At 37.6% G+C, this 18,830-nt stretch carries 21 protein-coding genes; 20 read left to right on the forward strand and 1 reads right to left on the reverse strand.

Annotated features, from left to right (window positions below):
* The first annotated feature begins 28 nt into the window (after nt 1-28).
* From ribD to ACQ76T_RS21480, 3 genes are all read left to right on the forward strand, one after another.
* Complete coding sequence (gene ribD / locus ACQ76T_RS21470; protein WP_431345251.1) at nt 29-1,054, forward strand: bifunctional diaminohydroxyphosphoribosylaminopyrimidine deaminase/5-amino-6-(5-phosphoribosylamino)uracil reductase RibD; 1,026 nt, start codon at nt 29-31, stop codon at nt 1,052-1,054.
* 66 nt (nt 1,055-1,120) lie between these two features.
* The gene (locus ACQ76T_RS21475; protein ID WP_431345252.1) at nt 1,121-1,297 is read left to right on the forward strand and encodes a bacteriocin-like protein; all 177 of its coding nucleotides are present in this window, start codon (nt 1,121-1,123) and stop codon (nt 1,295-1,297) included.
* A gap of 124 nt (nt 1,298-1,421) precedes the next feature.
* Entirely contained in the window at nt 1,422-2,027 is a 606-nt protein-coding gene (locus tag ACQ76T_RS21480; RefSeq protein ID WP_431345253.1) for an IMPACT family protein, read from the forward strand.
* Here the strand turns inward: ACQ76T_RS21480 and ACQ76T_RS21485 are convergent.
* Entirely contained in the window at nt 2,024-2,734 is a 711-nt protein-coding gene (locus ACQ76T_RS21485) for a zinc metallopeptidase (RefSeq protein ID WP_431345254.1), read from the reverse strand. The two genes, ACQ76T_RS21480 and ACQ76T_RS21485, sit on opposite strands and share 4 nt — an antisense overlap.
* A 105-nt stretch (nt 2,735-2,839) precedes the next feature.
* On the opposite strand from ACQ76T_RS21485, the gene ACQ76T_RS21490 reads away from it, so the two are divergent.
* The 17 genes from ACQ76T_RS21490 (at nt 2,840) to ACQ76T_RS21570 (ending at nt 18,779) form a co-directional block, all read left to right on the forward strand.
* Nucleotides 2,840-3,973, forward strand: a complete 1,134-nt coding sequence (locus ACQ76T_RS21490) for a GNAT family N-acetyltransferase (RefSeq protein ID WP_431345255.1) — start codon at nt 2,840-2,842, stop codon at nt 3,971-3,973.
* 60 nt (nt 3,974-4,033) lie between these two features.
* The gene (locus ACQ76T_RS21495) at nt 4,034-4,210 is read left to right on the forward strand and encodes a hypothetical protein (RefSeq protein WP_431345256.1); all 177 of its coding nucleotides are present in this window, start codon (nt 4,034-4,036) and stop codon (nt 4,208-4,210) included.
* A 269-nt stretch (nt 4,211-4,479) separates the two neighbouring features.
* A complete protein-coding gene (locus ACQ76T_RS21500; RefSeq protein WP_034693436.1) occupies nt 4,480-4,851 on the forward strand; it encodes an NADH-quinone oxidoreductase subunit A in 372 nt (123 codons plus the stop codon).
* A 101-nt stretch (nt 4,852-4,952) separates the two neighbouring features.
* Complete coding sequence (locus tag ACQ76T_RS21505; protein WP_002983540.1) at nt 4,953-5,513, forward strand: NADH-quinone oxidoreductase subunit B; 561 nt, start codon at nt 4,953-4,955, stop codon at nt 5,511-5,513.
* A 6-nt stretch (nt 5,514-5,519) separates the two neighbouring features.
* Nucleotides 5,520-6,014: an NADH-quinone oxidoreductase subunit C gene (locus ACQ76T_RS21510; protein WP_431345257.1), complete on the forward strand. Its 495-nt coding sequence runs from the start codon at nt 5,520-5,522 to the stop codon at nt 6,012-6,014.
* Nucleotides 6,015-6,074: 60 nt separating this feature from the next.
* Nucleotides 6,075-7,298, forward strand: a complete 1,224-nt coding sequence (locus ACQ76T_RS21515; RefSeq protein ID WP_431345258.1) for an NADH-quinone oxidoreductase subunit D — start codon at nt 6,075-6,077, stop codon at nt 7,296-7,298.
* Nucleotides 7,299-7,402: 104 nt separating this feature from the next.
* Nucleotides 7,403-7,912 carry an NADH-quinone oxidoreductase subunit NuoE gene (gene nuoE / locus ACQ76T_RS21520; protein ID WP_422694950.1) on the forward strand — a complete coding sequence of 170 codons (510 nt, stop codon included), beginning with the start codon at nt 7,403-7,405 and terminating at the stop codon, nt 7,910-7,912.
* Between the two features lie 111 nt (nt 7,913-8,023).
* Nucleotides 8,024-9,382, forward strand: coding sequence for an NADH-quinone oxidoreductase subunit NuoF (gene nuoF, locus ACQ76T_RS21525; RefSeq protein WP_315032890.1), 1,359 nt, complete (start codon nt 8,024-8,026; stop codon nt 9,380-9,382).
* A 5-nt stretch (nt 9,383-9,387) separates the two neighbouring features.
* On the forward strand, nt 9,388-10,263 hold the full coding sequence (locus ACQ76T_RS21530) for a hypothetical protein (protein ID WP_431345259.1): 876 nt from the start codon (nt 9,388-9,390) through the stop codon (nt 10,261-10,263).
* 41 nt (nt 10,264-10,304) lie between these two features.
* Nucleotides 10,305-11,303 (forward strand): 2Fe-2S iron-sulfur cluster-binding protein, encoded by a 999-nt coding sequence (locus tag ACQ76T_RS21535; protein WP_431345260.1) that lies wholly within the window; start codon nt 10,305-10,307, stop codon nt 11,301-11,303.
* A 90-nt stretch (nt 11,304-11,393) separates the two neighbouring features.
* The gene (gene nuoH, locus ACQ76T_RS21540) at nt 11,394-12,458 is read left to right on the forward strand and encodes an NADH-quinone oxidoreductase subunit NuoH (RefSeq protein WP_431345261.1); all 1,065 of its coding nucleotides are present in this window, start codon (nt 11,394-11,396) and stop codon (nt 12,456-12,458) included.
* 124 nt (nt 12,459-12,582) lie between these two features.
* Entirely contained in the window at nt 12,583-13,140 is a 558-nt protein-coding gene (locus ACQ76T_RS21545) for a NuoI/complex I 23 kDa subunit family protein (protein WP_236857402.1), read from the forward strand.
* Nucleotides 13,140-13,637, forward strand: coding sequence for an NADH-quinone oxidoreductase subunit J family protein (locus ACQ76T_RS21550; RefSeq protein ID WP_422694954.1), 498 nt, complete (start codon nt 13,140-13,142; stop codon nt 13,635-13,637). Before ACQ76T_RS21545 ends, ACQ76T_RS21550 begins: the two co-directional genes overlap by 1 nt.
* Nucleotides 13,638-13,641: 4 nt before the next feature.
* Nucleotides 13,642-13,971, forward strand: coding sequence for an NADH-quinone oxidoreductase subunit NuoK (gene nuoK, locus ACQ76T_RS21555; protein WP_414847310.1), 330 nt, complete (start codon nt 13,642-13,644; stop codon nt 13,969-13,971).
* Between the two features lie 2 nt (nt 13,972-13,973).
* A complete protein-coding gene (gene nuoL / locus ACQ76T_RS21560) occupies nt 13,974-15,887 on the forward strand; it encodes an NADH-quinone oxidoreductase subunit L (protein ID WP_431345262.1) in 1,914 nt (637 codons plus the stop codon).
* A gap of 2 nt (nt 15,888-15,889) precedes the next feature.
* A complete protein-coding gene (locus tag ACQ76T_RS21565) occupies nt 15,890-17,383 on the forward strand; it encodes a complex I subunit 4 family protein (protein ID WP_431345263.1) in 1,494 nt (497 codons plus the stop codon).
* Between the two features lie 16 nt (nt 17,384-17,399).
* The gene (locus tag ACQ76T_RS21570; RefSeq protein WP_431345264.1) at nt 17,400-18,779 is read left to right on the forward strand and encodes an NADH-quinone oxidoreductase subunit N; all 1,380 of its coding nucleotides are present in this window, start codon (nt 17,400-17,402) and stop codon (nt 18,777-18,779) included.
* The last annotated feature ends 51 nt before the right edge of the window (nt 18,780-18,830 follow it).

Below are 18,830 nucleotides of genomic sequence, written 5' to 3' on the forward strand. Positions count from 1 at the left end.
TTTGTCTTCGCTTTTTCTTTTATAAAATATGAATAACGACGAATTATATATCAAAAGATGTATTGAACTGGCTCAAAAAGCATTAGGTAATACTTATCCTAACCCGCTTGTAGGAAGTGTGATTGTCCATAATGGAAAAATCATTGGCGAAGGATATCACCATAAAGCAGGAGAAAACCATGCGGAAATCAATGCGATCAATTCGGTTGAAAACAAAGAACTGATCCCTGAATCTACTATCTATGTTTCATTGGAGCCTTGCGCTCACTATGGAAAAACACCTCCATGTGCTTTAAAAATAAAAGAATTGGGATTCAAAAAAGTAGTAATAGGCGCTATGGATTCCCATGATAAAGTAAATGGGAAGGGAAAAAAGATCATTCAGGATGCAGGTATTGAAGCCATCTCAGGAATTCTTGAAAATGAATGTATCCAACTCAATAAACGATTTTTCACCTATCACGAAAAGAAAAGGCCTTATATTATTTTGAAATGGGCAGAATCTGGTGACGGATTTTTAGACAAAGATTTCAGACCTACTGCAATTTCCAATGCTATGGTCAATCAGTTGGTCCATCAGTTAAGAGCAGATGAACATGCAATTTTAGTAGGAACTCACACTGCATTCAATGACAATCCGAGTTTAACGGTGAGAAATGTAGAAGGAACAAACCCTGTCAGAATTTTAATTGACTTTGATCTGAAAGTTCCTGACAACTTCAATATTTATAATAAAGAAGCAAAAACCTTGGTTTTAAATTCCGTTAAAGAAGGAACAGAGGAAAATATTCAGTTTATTAAAATCAACAAAGAGAATTTTCTTCCTAAGCTCACGGAAGCTTTATACAAAGAACAAATCCAATCCGTCATTATTGAAGGAGGAAGTTTCACTTTACAAAAATTCATTGATGCCGGACTCTGGGATGAAGCCATTGTTATTAAGAACGAAAATTTATTGTTAGCAAATGGTACAAAAGCCCCTAAATTTGACCATACAGCCACAAAAACAGAAATGTATAGAGATAATACAATTTCTTATTTTGAATTAAAATAAAAGCATTTTATCACCATCAAATGAAATAATAGTTTTATTTTAGAGTAATCAAAAAATAAAATTACTATGAAAAATTTAAAAAAAGTATCAAGATCCGGTTTAAGAACAATTCAGGGAGGCGCTTTTGTAAATTGCACATTGCCCACTGGAGAAGTAACAAGATGTAGAGATAAATGCCCTCAGGATTTCTGTGGACCTACAAACTACATGTGCTTACTTCCTCTGGATTTCTGCGGATCGTAAGATTTATAGTTGATCAAGAAAATCAAATACCGTAAGCCGTCAAAATTTGACGGCTTACTTTTATCATCATAATGCAGATTAGCAAAGCATTTAATACTTTTGCATAAATAAAGCCGGAATACAGATGACGTTCGAATATAAAACCATAGAGAAACCGATAGAAAATACACTTTTAAAAGAAAAAGGAAGCAAATTCCTGGGATTTGCCTATCCGGTAAATAATGAAACCGAACTGAAAAATGCTCTGGAAAAAGTAAGAGAAGAACATCCAAAAGCAACCCACCACTGCTACGCTTTCAGAATGGGACTGAACGGAGAAAATTATCGTGCCAATGATGATGGAGAACCTTCAGGAAGTGCCGGACTTCCTATCTACAACCAATTACTTGCTAATGAGGTCACCAATGTCTTAGTGATTTCGGTCCGTTACTACGGGGGAACAAAGCTTGGCGTTTCGGGACTGGTAAAAGCTTACAAGGAATCTGCAAAAATTACACTGGAAGAAGCCAACATTATAACAAAAGAATTGGAAACGGAAATTGAGATTCAATTCAACTTCAACCAGCAAAATATTATTTTCACCTTGTTATCAAAATTTGATGCTAAAGTTCTGAGTTTTGACGCCAATGAAAATTGCATCCTTACAGCTTCTTTAAAATTGGTTCAAAAAGAAAACATCTCAGAAAAACTTTCCGAGATGCAATATGTTTCGTTTGAATTTTTAGATTAATCTCTTCTTCCTCCAAGAAGCAAAGATCCCCAATACAGAAGCTGAGCCAGAGATCCTAAAGCCGCTACCACATACGTTCTTGCCGCCCATCTTAAACTATCCTGAACTCCTACAAACTCTTCAGCCGTTACCGTTCCTGTATCCTTAAGCCATTTCATTGCTCTGTTACTTGCATCATATTCTACAGGTAATGTTACAAAGGCAAAAAGTGTTGTTACGGCAAACATTGCCACACCAATTGCCAGAACTGTAGTATTCCCGTTGGGATTGTCAATAGTTCTTGATGCAGCCATTACCGCGATACCCGCGATAAGAACAAACTGCATCAGATTGGAACTTATGTTAACAATAGGAACCAGCTTTGAACGTAAATTCAACATTGAATATCCTACTGCATGCTGTACTGCATGTCCGCATTCGTGAGCCGCAACTGCCGCTGCCGCTGCATTTCTCTGCATATAAACCCCTTCAGAAAGGTTTACTGTTTTGTCGGCCGGATTATAGTGGTCCGTCAACTGTCCGGGAACTGATATTACCTGAACATCATTAATCCCGTTATCTCTCAACATTTTTTCCGCTACTTCTTTCCCCGAAAGTCCATTTCGAAGATGTACGTTGGAATAATATTCAAATTTTGATTTCAATCTGGATGAAACCCACCAGCTCACCAGCATTGAAATACCAATAATGATATAATAACCCGCCATTTTATATAGATTTTGTGTTCAATTTTTATCCATAATCATATAAAAACTGTGCCAAAGTATAAGATATTATTATTTATATTTGTTCTCAAATTACCCTCGAAAATCATGTCAACAGTTTCAATTATTGAAGTAAAAACAGCTGATCAGCTCAAGCAATTCGTAAAGTTTCCGATGGATTTGTACAAAAACAACCCATACTATGTCCCATCTTTTATAAAAGACGAAATGAAAATCTGGGATGCAAAGGAAAATCCGGCCTTACAGTATTCAGAATCTAAGCAGTTTCTGGCGACTAAAGACGGTAAAGTAGTGGGAAGAATTGCTGTAATCATTAATCGTAAAGAAGAGAAAGAATTAGGGAACAAAAAAGTACGTTTTGGCTGGATAGATTTCATTGATGATACTGAAGTTTCCAAGGCTTTAATTCAAACCGCTATAGATTATGCCAATGAGCACAATATTGAAATGATTGAAGGCCCTATGGGTTTCACCAATCTTGACAAAGCAGGCATGCTGACGATGGGATTTGATAAACTGGCAACGATGATTGGAATCTACAATCACGCCTATTACCCCAAACACCTTGAAAACCTTGGATTAACCAAAGAAAAAGAATGGGTAGAATATGAAATGAATTTCCCGAAAGTACTTCCAGAAAAAGTGGAGAAATTCAGTGGCCTGATTGCTCAGAAATATAAACTTAAAGTTCTCAAATTCAAATCAAAAGAAGAAATTCTTCCTTATGTAGAACCTATGTTTAAGCTTTTGGATGAAACTTATAAACATCTTTCTACGTACACTCCCATTTCAGAAGAACAGATCAAAACGTACAGGGAAAAATACTTTCCTTTTATCAATAAAAATTATGTAATCTGTGTGGTGGATGAAAATGAGCAGTTGGTTTCTTTTGCTATCACAATGCCTTCTTATTCTAAGGCTCTTCAGAAATCAAAAGGGAAATTATTTCCATTGGGATGGTGGCACTTTTTACAAGCCGGAAAAAAGAATGATCGTGCCAATTTCTATCTTATCGGAATTCATCCCGAATACCAGAGACGTGGTGTAACGGCTATTATTTTCAAAGAAATTTTTGTACGGTTTACCAGCATGGGAATTGATTTCGCTGAAACCAATCCTGAATTGGAAGAAAATAAAAGCGTACAGGTACTTTGGCAGGATTACAACCCTGTTAATCATAAACGAAGAAGAACATATTCTATGATCATAAGCAGTGAGTAATGAACAATATTTCATGGCTCATATTCACAAACTAATCCCTTCAACCTACTTTCCAACCATATGAAACCACAATTGATCATCTTCGCGGTCTTGATTGCCGGCTTTATTGCTTATAATCTTTTTTTTCAGTCTCCAGATGACAGAATGAATACGATAATCAATATTGCATTAGCCAGTATTCTTTTCGGATATATTTCATTTATGGCCTATTCTCTTCTTAAGAAAATGAAGAAATAGCGCCCAGGCCTGCAATACCCCTTTCATCCATCTCAATACTTCTAAAAAAAGAAAATTAAAACTATTTTAAGAATATAGGATGGAGTTTATTTTTGGGGAGTGACTACAAAAAAAGGAGGAAAAACACACCATAAAAACAATCATAAATCGCTAATTTTTATTGATTCTAAATTACCGATTCTTCGCATTTTCGCCCCACTTTTAACCTGATTAATTTCATGCTTTATTGTTTATTCGTTAAATTTGCAAATTGAGATAATAATGCAAAAATGAATTTACCTGAAAGTTATATTCCAATCCTTATCCAGGCAGGTGTAGCAGTAGGATTTGTCGCTGTTTCATTGCTTGGGGCACATTTCTTAGGTCCTCAACAGAAAAAAGGAAATTCTGTAAAAAACCAAAGCTGGGAATGTGGGGTTCCTGTAGAAGGAAATGCGAGAACACCGTTTTCTATCAAGTATTTCCTGACGGCGGTATTGTTCGTACTATTCGATATTGAAATCGTATTCTTTTATCCGTATGCGGTAAACTTCAGAGAATTCGGTATGGAAGGATTCCTGGCTGTGCTTACATTCGTTGCGATATTCTTCGTAGCGTTTTTCTATGTTTGGAAACGTGGTGCACTAGATTGGGACAAATAAATTTTAACATTAAAAGATTAGATCTGGGGAAATCGTTTTAAAACCGGCAAGTCCTGTTTTTTACCTATTCAACTCTTTTGATCTTTAAATATTTACTAAAAATGTCAGATAAAAAACCAGTAATAAGAACAGATGCACCTGCTCCCGAAGGATATGAAGGAGAAGGGTTTTTCGCAACAAAACTGAGCAGTGTAATCGGGATGGCAAGAAAGTTTTCACTTTGGCCGTTACCATTTGCAACCTCTTGTTGCGGTATTGAGTTTATGGCTACCCTAAACCCTACTTATGATGCTTCAAGATTTGGAATGGAAAGAAACTCTTTCTCTCCAAGACAAGCAGATATGCTGATGGTTTGCGGAACTATATCAAAGAAATTAGGACCAGTCCTTAAGGAAGTGTACACGCAGATGGCTGAGCCGAAATGGGTAGTAGCCGTAGGAGCTTGTGCTTCCAGCGGTGGTATTTTTGATACCTATTCTGTACTTCAGGGAATTGATAAAATTATTCCGGTAGACGTATATGTTCCGGGATGCCCTCCAAGACCTGAGCAGATTATTGAAGGAGTAATGCAGGTACAGGCTCTTGCTGAAAGTGAAAGCATCAGAAGAAGAGATATGCCGGAATACCAGAAATTATTAGATTCTTACAACATAAGCAACTAAACGGAAATGACAAACGAATTTGTATTAGAAGCAATCACAAGAGAATTTCCGGAATCTGTTATTTCAAGCTCAGAACCTTATGGAATGCTGACCGTTGAAGTAAAGAAAGACGACATTAAGAAAATCATTCACTATCTGAAAGATTCATCATTGGAATTTAATTTCCTTACTGATGTTTGTGGAATCCATTACCCTGAATTTCCAGAAAAAGAAATAGGAGTTGTTTACCACCTGCATAATATGATGGCCAATTTCAGATTGCGTCTGAAAATCTTCATGTCCAGAGAAAATATTGAAGTAGATTCTCTTACAGACTTATATGCCGGTGCTAACTGGATGGAGAGAGAAACGTATGACTTTTATGGGATTAAATTTAAAGGGCACCCTGATCTGAGACCTATCCTGAATATGGAAGATCTGGGATACCACCCAATGTTGAAGGAATATCGCCTTGAAGACGGTACAAGAACCGACAAGAACGATAATATGTTTGGAAGATAAAAATAATGCAATAAGCAGTAAGCTTAAAGCTTATAGCCTATAGCCTAAAGCATTTAAATTATGAAAGATAACTCATTATCTAATATACTAAACCAGTACGAAAGTAAGGAACAGATTGACGGACAGCTATATACCCTCAATCTAGGACCTACCCACCCTGCTACCCACGGGATTTTCCAGAATATCTTAACGATGGACGGAGAAAGAATCCTTCATGCGGAGCAAACCGTAGGATACATCCACAGAGCATTTGAGAAAATTTCTGAAAGAAGAAACTATTCTCAAATCACGACTCTTACTGACCGTATGAATTACTGTTCTGCTCCAATTAATAACTTAGGTTGGCACATGACAGTAGAAAAGCTGATTGGCGTTGAAGTTCCAAAACGTGTAGATTATATGCGTGTTATCCTGATGGAACTGGCAAGAATCGGTGACCACCTGATCTGTAACGGGGTAACCGGAATGGACTCGGGAGCAATTACAGGTCTTACCTATATGTTCATCGAAAGAGAACGTATTTATGACATGTATGAGCAGATCTGTGGAGCCAGAATGACAACCAATATGGGAAGAATTGGAGGATTTGAAAGAGATTTCACTCCTAAGTTCCATGAATTATTGAAGGACTTCTTAAAAACCTTTCCACCAAGATTCAAAGAATTCTGTACACTGCTAGAAAGAAACAGAATTTTCATGGACAGAACCATTGGAGCAGGAGCAATTTCAGCAGAAAGAGCATTAAGCTACGGTTTTACAGGTCCCAACTTACGTGCAGCAGGTGTAGATTACGATGTAAGAGTTGCACAGCCTTATTCATCATACGAAGATTTCGACTTCATTATTCCTGTAGGAACTTCAGGAGATACTTACGACCGTTTCATGGTTCGTCAACAGGAAATCTGGGAATCACTTAAAATTATCAACCAAGCATACGACAATCTTCCGGAAGGACCATTCCACGCAGATGTTCCTGATTTCTATCTTCCTGAAAAGGCAGATGTTTATCAGAAAATGGAAGCGTTGATCTACCATTTCAAAATTGTAATGGGAGAAACAGATGTACCGAAAGGAGAAGTATACCACGCTGTAGAAGGTGGAAACGGTGAATTAGGTTTCTATCTTGTGAGCGACGGAGGAAGAAGCCCTTACAGACTTCACTTTAGAAGACCATGCTTCATCTACTATCAGGCATACCCTGAAATGATTACAGGTTCTGTAATTTCAGATGCCATTGTTACGATGTGTAGTATGAATATCATTGCGGGAGAATTAGACGCATAAAAAGAAGAGGCGAAACATCAGATTTCAGATGTTAAACTCTTCGCTTTACATATAAATTTAAAATCTGATGTCTGAAATCTGGCATCTGAAATCTTAGATAAAAAATGAGCGAAACAATAGCTTTTAAACCGGAAAGTTTAGCACAGGTACACAAAATTATCGCAAGATATCCTGAAGGAAGACAAAAGTCTGCCCTTCTTCCTGTACTTCACTTGGCACAGAAAGAATTCGGAGGATGGTTAGATGTTCCTGTGATGGATTATGTTGCCGAACTCTTAAGTATCCAACCGATCGAAGTATACGAAGTGGCTACTTTCTATACGATGTTCAATATGAAGCCGGTAGGTAAATATGTTTTGGAAGTTTGCAGAACCGGACCTTGTATGGTTTGTGGAAGCGAAAAAATCCTTAACCACATCAGAACAAAACTGAACATTAAAGATGGAGAAACTACTGAAGACGGTATGTTCACGCTAAAGCCAGCTGAATGCCTTGGAGCTTGCGGATATGCACCTATGATGCAGTTAGGAAAATTCTTCCATGAAAATTTAACAATAGAAAAAGTAGACGAAATCCTTGATCTTTGCAGAGAAGGACAGGTTGCTTTAGACTAATAAAAAATTTTGAATCCGGAATCGTACATTTTGGATTTAGAGTTCGTTAATTTTTTTAATAATTATAAAAAGCTAGAAGCCAAAAGCCTATAGCGAAAAGCATAATAAACAATGAGTAAAAAACTTTTACTTAAAGACGCACATATAGAAGGTATTCGCTACTTCGAAACTTACCGCAAGCAGGGAGGTTACACGGCAGCTGAAAAAGCCTTGAAGATGACTCCTGACGAAATTCTTGAAGAAGTAAAAGCTTCAGGACTTAGAGGTCGTGGTGGAGCTGGATTCCCAACAGGAATGAAATGGAGCTTTTTGGCAAAACCGGAAGGCGTTCCAAGACACCTTGTTGTGAATGCGGATGAATCTGAACCTGGAACATTCAAGGACAGATATCTGATGGAATTCCTTCCTCATTTATTGATTGAAGGAATGCTAATTTCTTCTTACTGTTTAGGTTCAAATGTTTCTTATATCTACATCCGTGGAGAATATTCTTGGATTCCGGATATTTTGGAAGAAGCAATTGAAGAAGCCAAAGCAGCAGGATTTTTAGGTAAAAATATTTTAGGAACTGGTTTCGATCTTGAAATCTATGTACAGAGAGGTGGTGGAGCATACATCTGCGGTGAAGAAACTGCATTGCTGGAATCCCTTGAAGGAAAAAGAGGTAACCCAAGATTAAAACCACCATTCCCGGCCGTAAAAGGGCTTTGGGAAAGACCAACCGTAGTAAACAACGTTGAATCTATCGCGGCAATCGTTCCAATCATTGACATTACAGGTGCTGAATATGCTAAAATAGGAGTTGGAAGATCTACCGGTACGAAATTGATTTCTGCATGTGGAAACATAAACAAACCAGGCGTATACGAAATCGATATGACGATCACTGTAGAAGAATTCATTTATTCTGATGAATACTGCGGTGGTATTAAAGACGGAAAAAGATTAAAGGCTTGTATTCCTGGAGGAAGTTCTGTTCCAATTGTTCCTGCAAATCTATTGTTGAGAACGGTGAACGGTGAGCCAAGATATATGAACTATGAATCATTAGCTGATGGTGGTTTTGCTACCGGAACCATGATGGGTTCAGGTGGTTTCATCGTTTTGGATGAAGACCAGTGTATTGTAGATCACACTATGACGTTGGCGAGGTTTTATCACCACGAAAGTTGTGGACAATGTACTCCTTGCCGTGAAGGTACAGGATGGATGCATAAGATCTTAAAGAAAATTGAGAAAGGAGAAGGAAAAATGGAAGATATCGATCTTCTTTGGGATATCCAGAGAAAAATCGAAGGAAACACGATCTGTCCATTGGGAGATGCAGCAGCTTGGCCTGTTGCAGCAGCAATCCGTCACTTCAGAGATGAATTTGAGTGGCACGTAAAAAACCCTGAGTTATCTCAGACCCAAAATTATGGATTGGCACATTATGCAGATCCTATTCCAGCTGTTGAAAAGAATGCATAGGTAACATGAAAAAATTGTTGGTTGTCGGCTTAATGATGTCGAGTTTTGTTTTCGGACAAAAAAAAGAAAAAGATACTTTAATAGATAGAAGTACAGAAGCAGAAGTTCTTACCAAAAAACAAAAGCCAGAACCTTTAAGCAAAAAAGGTCAGATGTTCGTTTTCTTTGGATGGAACAGAGCAGCGTTCAGCAACTCAGATATCCGTTTCACAGGAAATGGCTATGATTTTCAGCTGAATAACGTATCTGCGCAGGACAGACCTACTAAATTTGGTATTGTTTATATCAATCCGGGATGGTTTACAGTGGTTCAGTACAACTTCAGAGCAGGTTATTTTATTAAAGATAATTTAGCTTTGGTTTTAGGAATAGACCACATGAAATATGTGATGGATCAAAACCAAACGGTTAATTTCAAAGGTCATATTTCAGATCCCGAATATGCCGGAATGGTACAAAACGGACAGGTAAACCTTGCAGATGAGAAGTTCCTTACTTTTGAACATACAGATGGACTTAACTATGAAAACTTAGGTCTTGAAAGATATCAAAGCCTCATCAACAAAAAAAATGTTGATCTGGTATGGTCTTACGGAGCCGGTCTTGGATTTATGTTCCCGAAAAGTAATGTAAAACTTTTTGGAAATGAAAGAAGCGACCGTTTCCACGTGGCAGGTATGGGAACCGATGTAAGAACCAGTCTTAACTTAGTTCTTTGGGACCATGTTATGGTAAGATTGGAAGGAAAAGCAGGTTATATCAATATGTGGGATATCAAAACGACATTGAATAACAAGCCCGACAAAGCCCAACAGGATTTCGTTTTCGGACAGATCCTTGCAGGAATTGGATATACATTTAATACGAAAAAATATAAATAACAAAGCCTATTGCTTAATGCATAAAGCTTAAAGCATACAATATGAGCGAAGAAGTTAAAAAATTCAAAATAACTATAGACGGACAGACTACGGAAGTTTTGCCTGGTACTTCTATTCTGGAAGCTGCAAGACAAATCGGTGGGAAATCTGTACCTCCTGCAATGTGCTACTACAGCAAATTGGAAACCAGTGGAGGAAGATGTAGAACTTGTCTGGTAGAAGTTTCTAAAGGGTCCGAAGCAGATCCACGTCCTATGCCGAAATTGGTAGCAAGCTGCAGAACCAATGTAATGGACGGGATGGAAGTAAAAAACCTTACTTCCGACAAAGCTCAGGAAGGAAGAAAAGCGGTTACCGAATTTTTATTGGTAAATCACCCGCTAGACTGCCCTATCTGTGACCAGGCAGGAGAATGTCATCTTCAGGACTTAGGTTATGAACATGGTGTGGAGAATACAAGAACAGAATTCGAAAGAAATACTTACGAAGCTGATGATCTTGGACCGAACATCAAATTGAACATGAACCGTTGTATTCTTTGTGCAAGATGCGTATTAACTGCAAATCAGCTTACAGAAACAAGAGAACACGGTATTCTTTTCAGAGGAGATCACGCTGAAATTTCAACCTATTTAAATAAAGCTTTAGACAATGACTTCATCGGAAACGTTATCGACGTTTGTCCGGTAGGAGCATTAACAGACAGAACGGCTCGTTTTGCAAGCAGAGTTTGGTTTACAAAACCAATGAACGCTACCTGCAAATGTGATAAGTGTTCAGGAAAAGCTGTTGTTTGGATGAAAGGGGACGAAATTGTAAGAGTAACTGCAAGAAAAGATCAGTGGGGTGAAGTAGAAGAATTTATCTGCGATACCTGCCGTTTCGAAAGAAAATCATTATCAGACTGGAACATCGAAGGTCCTAGACATATCGACAGACACTCTGTAATTTCATTGAACCACTACGAGAAACCTAAAGATGAGCTAAGAGTATTAGACAATCCGATGGCGAAGGAAATCAGTGAAAAAGACGAAAAATAATTTTAATAAAGACAATTAGATTTCAGACACAAGACATCAGACTTAATCTCGTATCTGACATCTCACATCTAAAAATCTTTACAATAAAAAATGGATTTACTTACATTTAAACTTATACTTGTATTAGCACTTTTCCTGCTATCATTAACGATTGCAGCCTACTCTACTTGGGCAGAAAGAAAAGTTGCCTCTATCATGCAGGACAGAATTGGTCCTAACAGAGCAGGACCTTTCGGACTACTGCAGCCTCTTGCTGATGGTGGAAAATTCTTCTTCAAAGAAGACTTTACACCTGCCAATGCTGAAAAATTCCTTTTCGTATTGGGACCGGCATTAGTAATGTTTATTTCATTAATCACAGGGGCAGTTATTCCTTGGGGTAAAAGTTTAAATATTGCAGGTACTTCTTATGATCTTCAGGTTGCCAATATTGATGTTGGAGTACTTTTCATCATCGGAATGGCTTCCATTGGTGTATACGGAATTATGATCGGAGGTTGGGCTTCCAACAACAAATATTCATTACTAGGTGCTATCCGTGCTTCTTCTCAGATGATTTCTTATGAATTGGCAATGGGATTAGCACTTCTTTCTATCATTATGATGACAGGAAGCTTAGACCTAAAAGAAATTACAGAAAGTCAGACTACCGGAAAATTATGGGGAGTTATTCCTTGGGTTTCAGGATTGAACTGGAACATTTTCTACCAGCCGATTGCATTCCTTGTTTTCTTTGTGGCTGCTTTGGCGGAAACCAACAGACACCCGTTCGATTTACCCGAGTGTGAATCTGAATTGGTAACAGGATATTCTACAGAATACTCTTCCATGAAGTTAGGGTTGTATATGTTCGGAGAATATGTGAACATGTTTATCTCCAATGCTTTTATGGTTGTTCTTTTCTTTGGTGGGTACAACTATCCTGGTATTGAATGGGTAACTCAGAACTGGGGTGAAAACACTGCAGGAATCTTAAGTATTGTAGCATTCCTTACAAAAACAGTAATCGGAATTTTGATCTTCATGTGGATCAGATGGACGCTTCCAAGATTCAGATATGATCAGTTAATGCACTTAGGATGGAAAACATTAATCCCAATGGCATTAGTAAACCTATTAATTACAGGAGCTGTAATTTTAGCGTTTGGAAATTAAATTATCTAAACCTAACAGGTTTTAAAAACCTGTTAGGTTTGTGTGAATATTGAACATTAAAAATTAAGATAACAGACAAGATTAGTCTAAAATCTGGTGTCTAACATCTAATATCTATAATTAAATGAAACTTACAAACAGATCAAAAGTTGTTTCCAACAAAGAAATGACCCTTGCTGAAAAAATCTACCTTCCTGCGATCTTTACAGGGATGGGGATTACATTTAAGCATGCTGTAAGAACCGTGATAAAGGGTGCTCCCGCAGTATATTCGTATCCGGAAGTACAGAAACCAAGAGCTACCATCTGGAGAGGCCAGCACGTTTTGAAAAGAGACGAAGAAGGCAGAGAAAGATGTACCGCTTGTGGACTTTGTGCGGTAGCTTGTCCTGCAGAAGCCATCACGATGACTGCTGCTGAAAGAACTAAAGAAGAAAAAGGTCTTTACAGGGAAGAAAAGTATGCTTCAGTATATGAAATCAATATGCTGAGATGTATTTTCTGCGGAATGTGTGAAGAAGCTTGTCCTAAATCTGCCATCTATCTTACCGACAGATTGGTAGACGTGGAAACCAACAGAGGTTCTTTCATTTACGGAAAAGATAAACTAGTTGAAAAAATAAATGAAAGGATTGATATCACGACAAGACAATCCGAGAAACAAAAAAATGCGGTAAAATAATGGATCAGTTTTTATTTTTCTTGGTGGCGTTTTTAGCAGTGGCAAGTGCGGTTTACTTCGTATTTGCAAGAAATCCTTTATATGCTATTTTGTCATTAATTGTTACGATGTTTTCAATTGCCGGAATGTACATCCTTCTGAATGCACAGTTCCTTGCAATTATCCAGATTATAGTGTACGCAGGTGCTATCATGGTACTTTTCCTTTATATCTTAATGATGCTTAACCTTAATAAAGGAGACGAAAGTAAGAAGAACAATACTTTAAAATTTATTGGAGTTTTTACAGCAGGTCTTCTTTTGGTAGGAGTATTAGGGGTTTTCAGAGGAGTCCAAGACAATCACATTGTTGTTGAAAATGTAGACAGAAGTATCGGTCTTACGAAAAATCTGGGTAAACTATTGTTTAATGAATATGTTTTACCGTTTGAGCTTGCTTCCATCCTAATTTTGGCAGGTATTGTAGGCGCGGTATTAATCGGTAAAAAAGATTTATAAAATTATGGGAGAAGTAAATACATTTATACAAAGCGTCCCTTTGGAATACTTCGTTATCCTTTCATCAGTATTGTTCTGCTTGGGAGTAATGGGAGTATTGCTTAGAAAAAACGCTATTGTGATTCTGGGCTGTGTAGAGCTTATGCTGAATTCTGTAAACCTTTTATTGGCAGCTTTTTCAGCGTACAAAGGCAACGGCGACGGACAGCTTTTAGTTTTCTTCATTATGGTGGTAGCTGCTGCTGAAGTAGCGGTAGGTTTGGCAATTATTGCTATGCTATATAGAAACACCCGTTCTGTAGATGTGAGTATATTTAATAAATTAAGAGGATAAGAATGGAGAATTTAGTATATACAATAGTACTTTTACCACTTTTAGGGTTTCTTATTAACGGTTTATTCGGGAAAAATCTTCCAAAAATTTTGGTAGGTTCTTTAGCAACGGCAATGGTTTTCGGATCATTCTGTATCGCTGTAAGTATTTTCATGAATTTCAATTCTGAAAGTCAGCCTGTAATCGTAAAAGCTTTTGAATGGTTTAGAGTAAATGGAGTACAAATTAATTTTGGATTCCAGATTGATCAGCTTTCATTAATGATGGTGATGATCATCACGGGTATCGGTTCACTGATCCACTTATACTCTATCGGATATATGAGTCATGACAAAGGATTCTACAAGTTCTTTACTTACCTGAATCTTTTCATCTTCTCCATGTTACTTTTAGTAATGGGAAGCAACTACCTGATCCTGTTCATCGGATGGGAAGGTGTAGGTCTTTGTTCTTATCTATTGATCGGATTCTGGTATACCAACGAAGAATATGGTAAAGCAGCAAGAAAAGCTTTCATCATGAACAGAATTGGTGACCTTGCATTATTGATTGGTATCTTTATGATTGCTTCTCAAACCAATGCTGTAGATTACCTTTCGGTAGCAGAGAACGCTTCAAAATTTGAATTAGACGGAACAGTGATCATCTTTATCACAGCGAGTTTATTCATCGGTGCTACCGGTAAATCTGCTCAGGTTCCTTTATATACATGGTTACCGGATGCAATGGCAGGACCAACTCCTGTGTCAGCGTTAATCCACGCGGCAACGATGGTAACAGCGGGAATCTATTTGGTAGTAAGATCCAACTTCCTATTTACTTTAGCTCCAACCGTACAGGGAGGAATTTTATTCATCGGATTCTTAACGGCAGCTTTAGCAGGATTCTATGCATTACGTCAGAACGACATCAAAAAAGTATTGGCATACTCTACCGTTTCACAGCTTGGATTTATGTTCATCGCTTTAGGTCTTGGTGCTTATACAACAGCAATGTTCCACGTAATGACGCATGCTTTCTTCAAAGCTTTACTATTCTTAGGAGCAGGTTCTGTAATCCACGCAATGAGCAACGAACAGGATATGCGTTTCATGGGAGGTCTTAAAAAATATATTCCTCTTACGCACGCTACATTCCTTATCGGAACATTAGCAATCTCAGGTTTCCCTTTACTTTCAGGGATGATCTCTAAAGACGAAATTTTAGTAGCAGCTTTCGCTAAAAATCCAATCTATTGGGTAATCTTATTTGTTTTAGCGGCAATGACTGCCACGTATATGTTCAGACTGTATTATCTGACTTTCCACGGAGAATTCAGAGGTACTGAAGAGCAAAAACACCACTTACATGAAAGCCCGTCTAATATGACATTACCATTAATCGTATTAGCTATTCTTTCTGTACTTGGGGGTCTTATCAACCTGCCACACTTCATCGGTCACGGGCATTATGCTAAACTGATGGAATGGTTAAAGCCAGTTCTTACAGAACAAAGCTTCAGCCAAATGGAAGCTACTCTTTCAGGAGTACCTTTCAATACTGAAATGATCTTATTAGCAGCAACCATCTTAATGTTCTTCTCTGTTTGGTTTATCGTAAGAAATACCTACGTGAAAAAGAAAAAAATGGCGGTTGCAGAAGAAAACTATACCGGATGGGAAAAGCTTTCTGCTAAAAAATTATATGTAGACGAACTTTACAACGCATTGATTGTAAAAACTGTTGAAGGATTAGGACGCGGAGGAAAGATGTTTGATAAGGGTATCTTAGACCGTTTTGTAAACTTTGTAGGTGATGGTGCTGAAGACAGCGGAAAAGCTATGAAGCGTGTACAGAACGGAAATGTAGAGACGTATATTCTTATCATGTCTTTAGCTGTGGGAATTATATTAATTGTTAACTTTTTATTACAATAATAATGTCTTGTTTGTTATTAACATTATTACTTTTACCTCTAGTAGGTTCGGGATTAGTTTTTGCCTGGAAGAATAGTTCCAGCAAATATTTGGCGCTTGGGATTGCATTGGTACAAATGCTTCTTACCTTCTACATGCTTTCGGATTTCAATTTTGGACCGACGGTAGACAGTAAGCTGCAGTACGAAATCACTTACCCTTGGTCTCAATTTATTAAAAGTTCACTTCATTTCGGCGTTGACGGAATGAGTATGCTTCTTTTGATATTGACCAACATTCTGGCACCAATCATCATTTTATCTTCTTTCAACGAAAATGTAAACTACAGAAATACCTTCTATGGGCTAATTCTGTTGATGCAGTTTGGTCTTGTAGGAGTATTTACTTCTCTAGACGGATTGTTGTTCTATATTTTCTGGGAAGTAACATTGATTCCAATTTGGTTTATTGCCGGACTTTGGGGCCAAGAGAATAAAAGGTTTGAATTCACTACGAAATTCTTCGTATATACATTCGTGGGATCTTTATTTATGTTAGCCGGATTGATCTATGTGTACAACCACTCTGCATCATTCGCTTTAACAGATTTATATAATGCTCAGCTGAATGAAGTACAGCAGACTGTGGTATTCTGGTTTATTTTCTTTGCTTTTGCAGTGAAATTACCGGTATTCCCTTTCCATACATGGCAGCCTGATACGTATACCTACTCTCCTACTCAGGGATCCATGTTATTATCAGGGATCATGCTGAAGATGGCAGTATATGGTGTAATGCGTTATTTACTTCCAATTACTCCGCTTCCGATTGCAGGAATTTCCGGGCAGATCGTCATCATTCTTGCTATCGTAGGAATTGTTCACGGTGCATTGATCGCGATCATCCAGACAGATATGAAGAGAATTATCGCATATTCATCTTTCTCTCACGTAGGATTGATGGTAGCAGGTATTTTCGCTTCTGCGGTAGTTACTTTAAGAGGAACTTTCAATGTAGAAGGTGCTGAAGGAGCTTTGATACAGACTTTTGCTCACGGTATCAACGTAGTAGGATTATTCTACTGTTGTGATATTCTATATAAGAGATTCAAATCAAGAGACATCAGACAAATGGGTGGTTTAGCTAAAGTAGCTCCTAAGTTTGCTGTATTGTTCCTGATCATTATATTAGGTTCAATGGGAGTTCCATTAACTAATGGATTCATCGGGGAATTTATTTTGTTGAAATCGGTATATGACTTCAACGGAACAGCAGCTGTAATTGCTGGTCTTACGGTAATTCTTTGTGCAGTATATTTATTGAGATTCTACGGAAAAGCAATGTTTGGAGAAGGTGATGAAGCCGTTCTAAGTACAGCAAAAGATTTATCTGGTGTAGAATTTTCTGTATTGGCAAGTTTAGCGGTTTTTGTGATCTTACTAGGTATTTTCCCACAACCGGTGATCGATATGGTGAGTAGTTCAGTGAAGTTTATCTACCAATCAATGGTAAGTTAATTTGATATTTTAAAAAATGAGTGTTTTAATTATTGTTTTCCTAACGGCAGTTATTGCGTTATTTTCGGGAGTTTTTGAACAAGGAAAATTCGCAAGATACATTGGGATTTTGGGATTAATCATCGCATTGTATGTAAGTTTTATGCCAGAATGTGCGTTCTTCGACCATTACAAGCATATGTACGAATACAGTGCAAATACTGCATTATTCACTAAAATATCAATCGTAACAACTTTATTGTTATTCTTCCTGGGAGGTTTTGCTTTCAGCAACCATAGAAGCCACCAGTCAGAATTATATGCATTGATGCTATTTGCATTATGTGGAGGGATCATCCTTTTCGGATACCAAAACTTAGTAACCATGTTCTTAGGTGTTGAGATCCTTTCTATTCCTTTATATGTAATGGCAGGAGCTAACAAAACTGATTTGAGATCAAACGAAGCTTCAATCAAATATTTTCTAATGGGTGCATTCGCAACAGGTTTCTTACTGTTTGGTATTGCGTTCATCTATGGAAGTACAGGAAGTTTCGATCTTTATAAAATCCATGATTTTGGAGTGGCAAACGCTTCGAATGTAATGTTCATCTTAGGAGTATTATTAATCCTTTGTGCATTGGCATTTAAAGTAGCATTAGCACCTTTCCATATGTGGAGCCCTGATGTATATGCAGGTTCTCCTTCATTAATCACTGCTTTCATGGCAAGTGTAGTAAAAATTTCAGGATTTTTTGCATTGTTCAGATTAATGACAATCGGTTTCGCTGGAGTTACTCACGAATGGATTAATGTTTTAGGAGTATTCTTAATTATTACATTACTTTTGGCGAACGTTATGGGTCTTGCTCAGACAAACGCAAAAAGAATGCTAGCATACTCTTCAGTATCTCACGCAGGATACATCGGATTGGTATTCTTCGGAATGACAAACCTTTCAACGTATAACCTGGCGTTTTATTTATTCGCTTATTCTTTATCTACAGTAGGTGTTTTTATGTGCCTGATCTGGGTAGAGAAATTAAAGAGAGAAACATCTTTCGGAGCCTTCAAAGGATTGGCAAAAACAGAACCTTTATTAGCAACTACAGCAGCGATCTCTATGCTTTCAATGGCAGGAGTTCCTTTAACAGCTGGGTTCATGGGGAAATTTGCTTTGTTCTCTCAGGCAATGAACGGAGCGGCTTTCTTGGTATTGGTAGCAGTTTTAGGTTCTGCCCTATCTATCGCATACTATTTAAGATTGATCATTGCGATGTTCTTCTTTAAAGAATCAACATTCAAATCTTCAGAAAAGGTAACACTTACTTACAACATTGTTGGTGTAGTTGTGATTGCAGCTATTATCATCCTGGGAATTTTCCCGGACACATTCGCAGGAATGTTCGGATTGTAAAAAGTGATCCACACGATATTTAAAACCTTTCAGATAGTCTGAAAGGTTTTT

This window comes from Chryseobacterium sp. JK1, assembly GCF_050632815.1.
Lineage (GTDB): Bacteria > Bacteroidota > Bacteroidia > Flavobacteriales > Weeksellaceae > Chryseobacterium.

Excerpts from the sequence above, each read along its gene's own strand:
- ribD (WP_431345251.1), top strand. The coding sequence starts at position 29 with ATGAATAACGACGAATTATATATCAAAAGATGTATTGAACTGGCTCAA.
- ACQ76T_RS21475 (WP_431345252.1), top strand. The coding sequence starts at position 1,121 with ATGAAAAATTTAAAAAAAGTATCAAGATCCGGTTTAAGAACAATTCAG.
- ACQ76T_RS21480 (WP_431345253.1), top strand. The coding sequence starts at position 1,422 with ATGACGTTCGAATATAAAACCATAGAGAAACCGATAGAAAATACACTT.
- ACQ76T_RS21485 (WP_431345254.1), bottom strand. The coding sequence starts at position 2,734 with ATGGCGGGTTATTATATCATTATTGGTATTTCAATGCTGGTGAGCTGG.
- ACQ76T_RS21490 (WP_431345255.1), top strand. The coding sequence starts at position 2,840 with ATGTCAACAGTTTCAATTATTGAAGTAAAAACAGCTGATCAGCTCAAG.
- ACQ76T_RS21495 (WP_431345256.1), top strand. The coding sequence starts at position 4,034 with ATGAAACCACAATTGATCATCTTCGCGGTCTTGATTGCCGGCTTTATT.
- ACQ76T_RS21500 (WP_034693436.1), top strand. The coding sequence starts at position 4,480 with ATGAATTTACCTGAAAGTTATATTCCAATCCTTATCCAGGCAGGTGTA.
- ACQ76T_RS21505 (WP_002983540.1), top strand. The coding sequence starts at position 4,953 with ATGTCAGATAAAAAACCAGTAATAAGAACAGATGCACCTGCTCCCGAA.
- ACQ76T_RS21510 (WP_431345257.1), top strand. The coding sequence starts at position 5,520 with ATGACAAACGAATTTGTATTAGAAGCAATCACAAGAGAATTTCCGGAA.
- ACQ76T_RS21515 (WP_431345258.1), top strand. The coding sequence starts at position 6,075 with ATGAAAGATAACTCATTATCTAATATACTAAACCAGTACGAAAGTAAG.
- nuoE (WP_422694950.1), top strand. The coding sequence starts at position 7,403 with ATGAGCGAAACAATAGCTTTTAAACCGGAAAGTTTAGCACAGGTACAC.
- nuoF (WP_315032890.1), top strand. The coding sequence starts at position 8,024 with ATGAGTAAAAAACTTTTACTTAAAGACGCACATATAGAAGGTATTCGC.
- ACQ76T_RS21530 (WP_431345259.1), top strand. The coding sequence starts at position 9,388 with ATGAAAAAATTGTTGGTTGTCGGCTTAATGATGTCGAGTTTTGTTTTC.
- ACQ76T_RS21535 (WP_431345260.1), top strand. The coding sequence starts at position 10,305 with ATGAGCGAAGAAGTTAAAAAATTCAAAATAACTATAGACGGACAGACT.
- nuoH (WP_431345261.1), top strand. The coding sequence starts at position 11,394 with ATGGATTTACTTACATTTAAACTTATACTTGTATTAGCACTTTTCCTG.
- ACQ76T_RS21545 (WP_236857402.1), top strand. The coding sequence starts at position 12,583 with ATGAAACTTACAAACAGATCAAAAGTTGTTTCCAACAAAGAAATGACC.
- ACQ76T_RS21550 (WP_422694954.1), top strand. The coding sequence starts at position 13,140 with ATGGATCAGTTTTTATTTTTCTTGGTGGCGTTTTTAGCAGTGGCAAGT.
- nuoK (WP_414847310.1), top strand. The coding sequence starts at position 13,642 with ATGGGAGAAGTAAATACATTTATACAAAGCGTCCCTTTGGAATACTTC.
- nuoL (WP_431345262.1), top strand. The coding sequence starts at position 13,974 with ATGGAGAATTTAGTATATACAATAGTACTTTTACCACTTTTAGGGTTT.
- ACQ76T_RS21565 (WP_431345263.1), top strand. The coding sequence starts at position 15,890 with ATGTCTTGTTTGTTATTAACATTATTACTTTTACCTCTAGTAGGTTCG.
- ACQ76T_RS21570 (WP_431345264.1), top strand. The coding sequence starts at position 17,400 with ATGAGTGTTTTAATTATTGTTTTCCTAACGGCAGTTATTGCGTTATTT.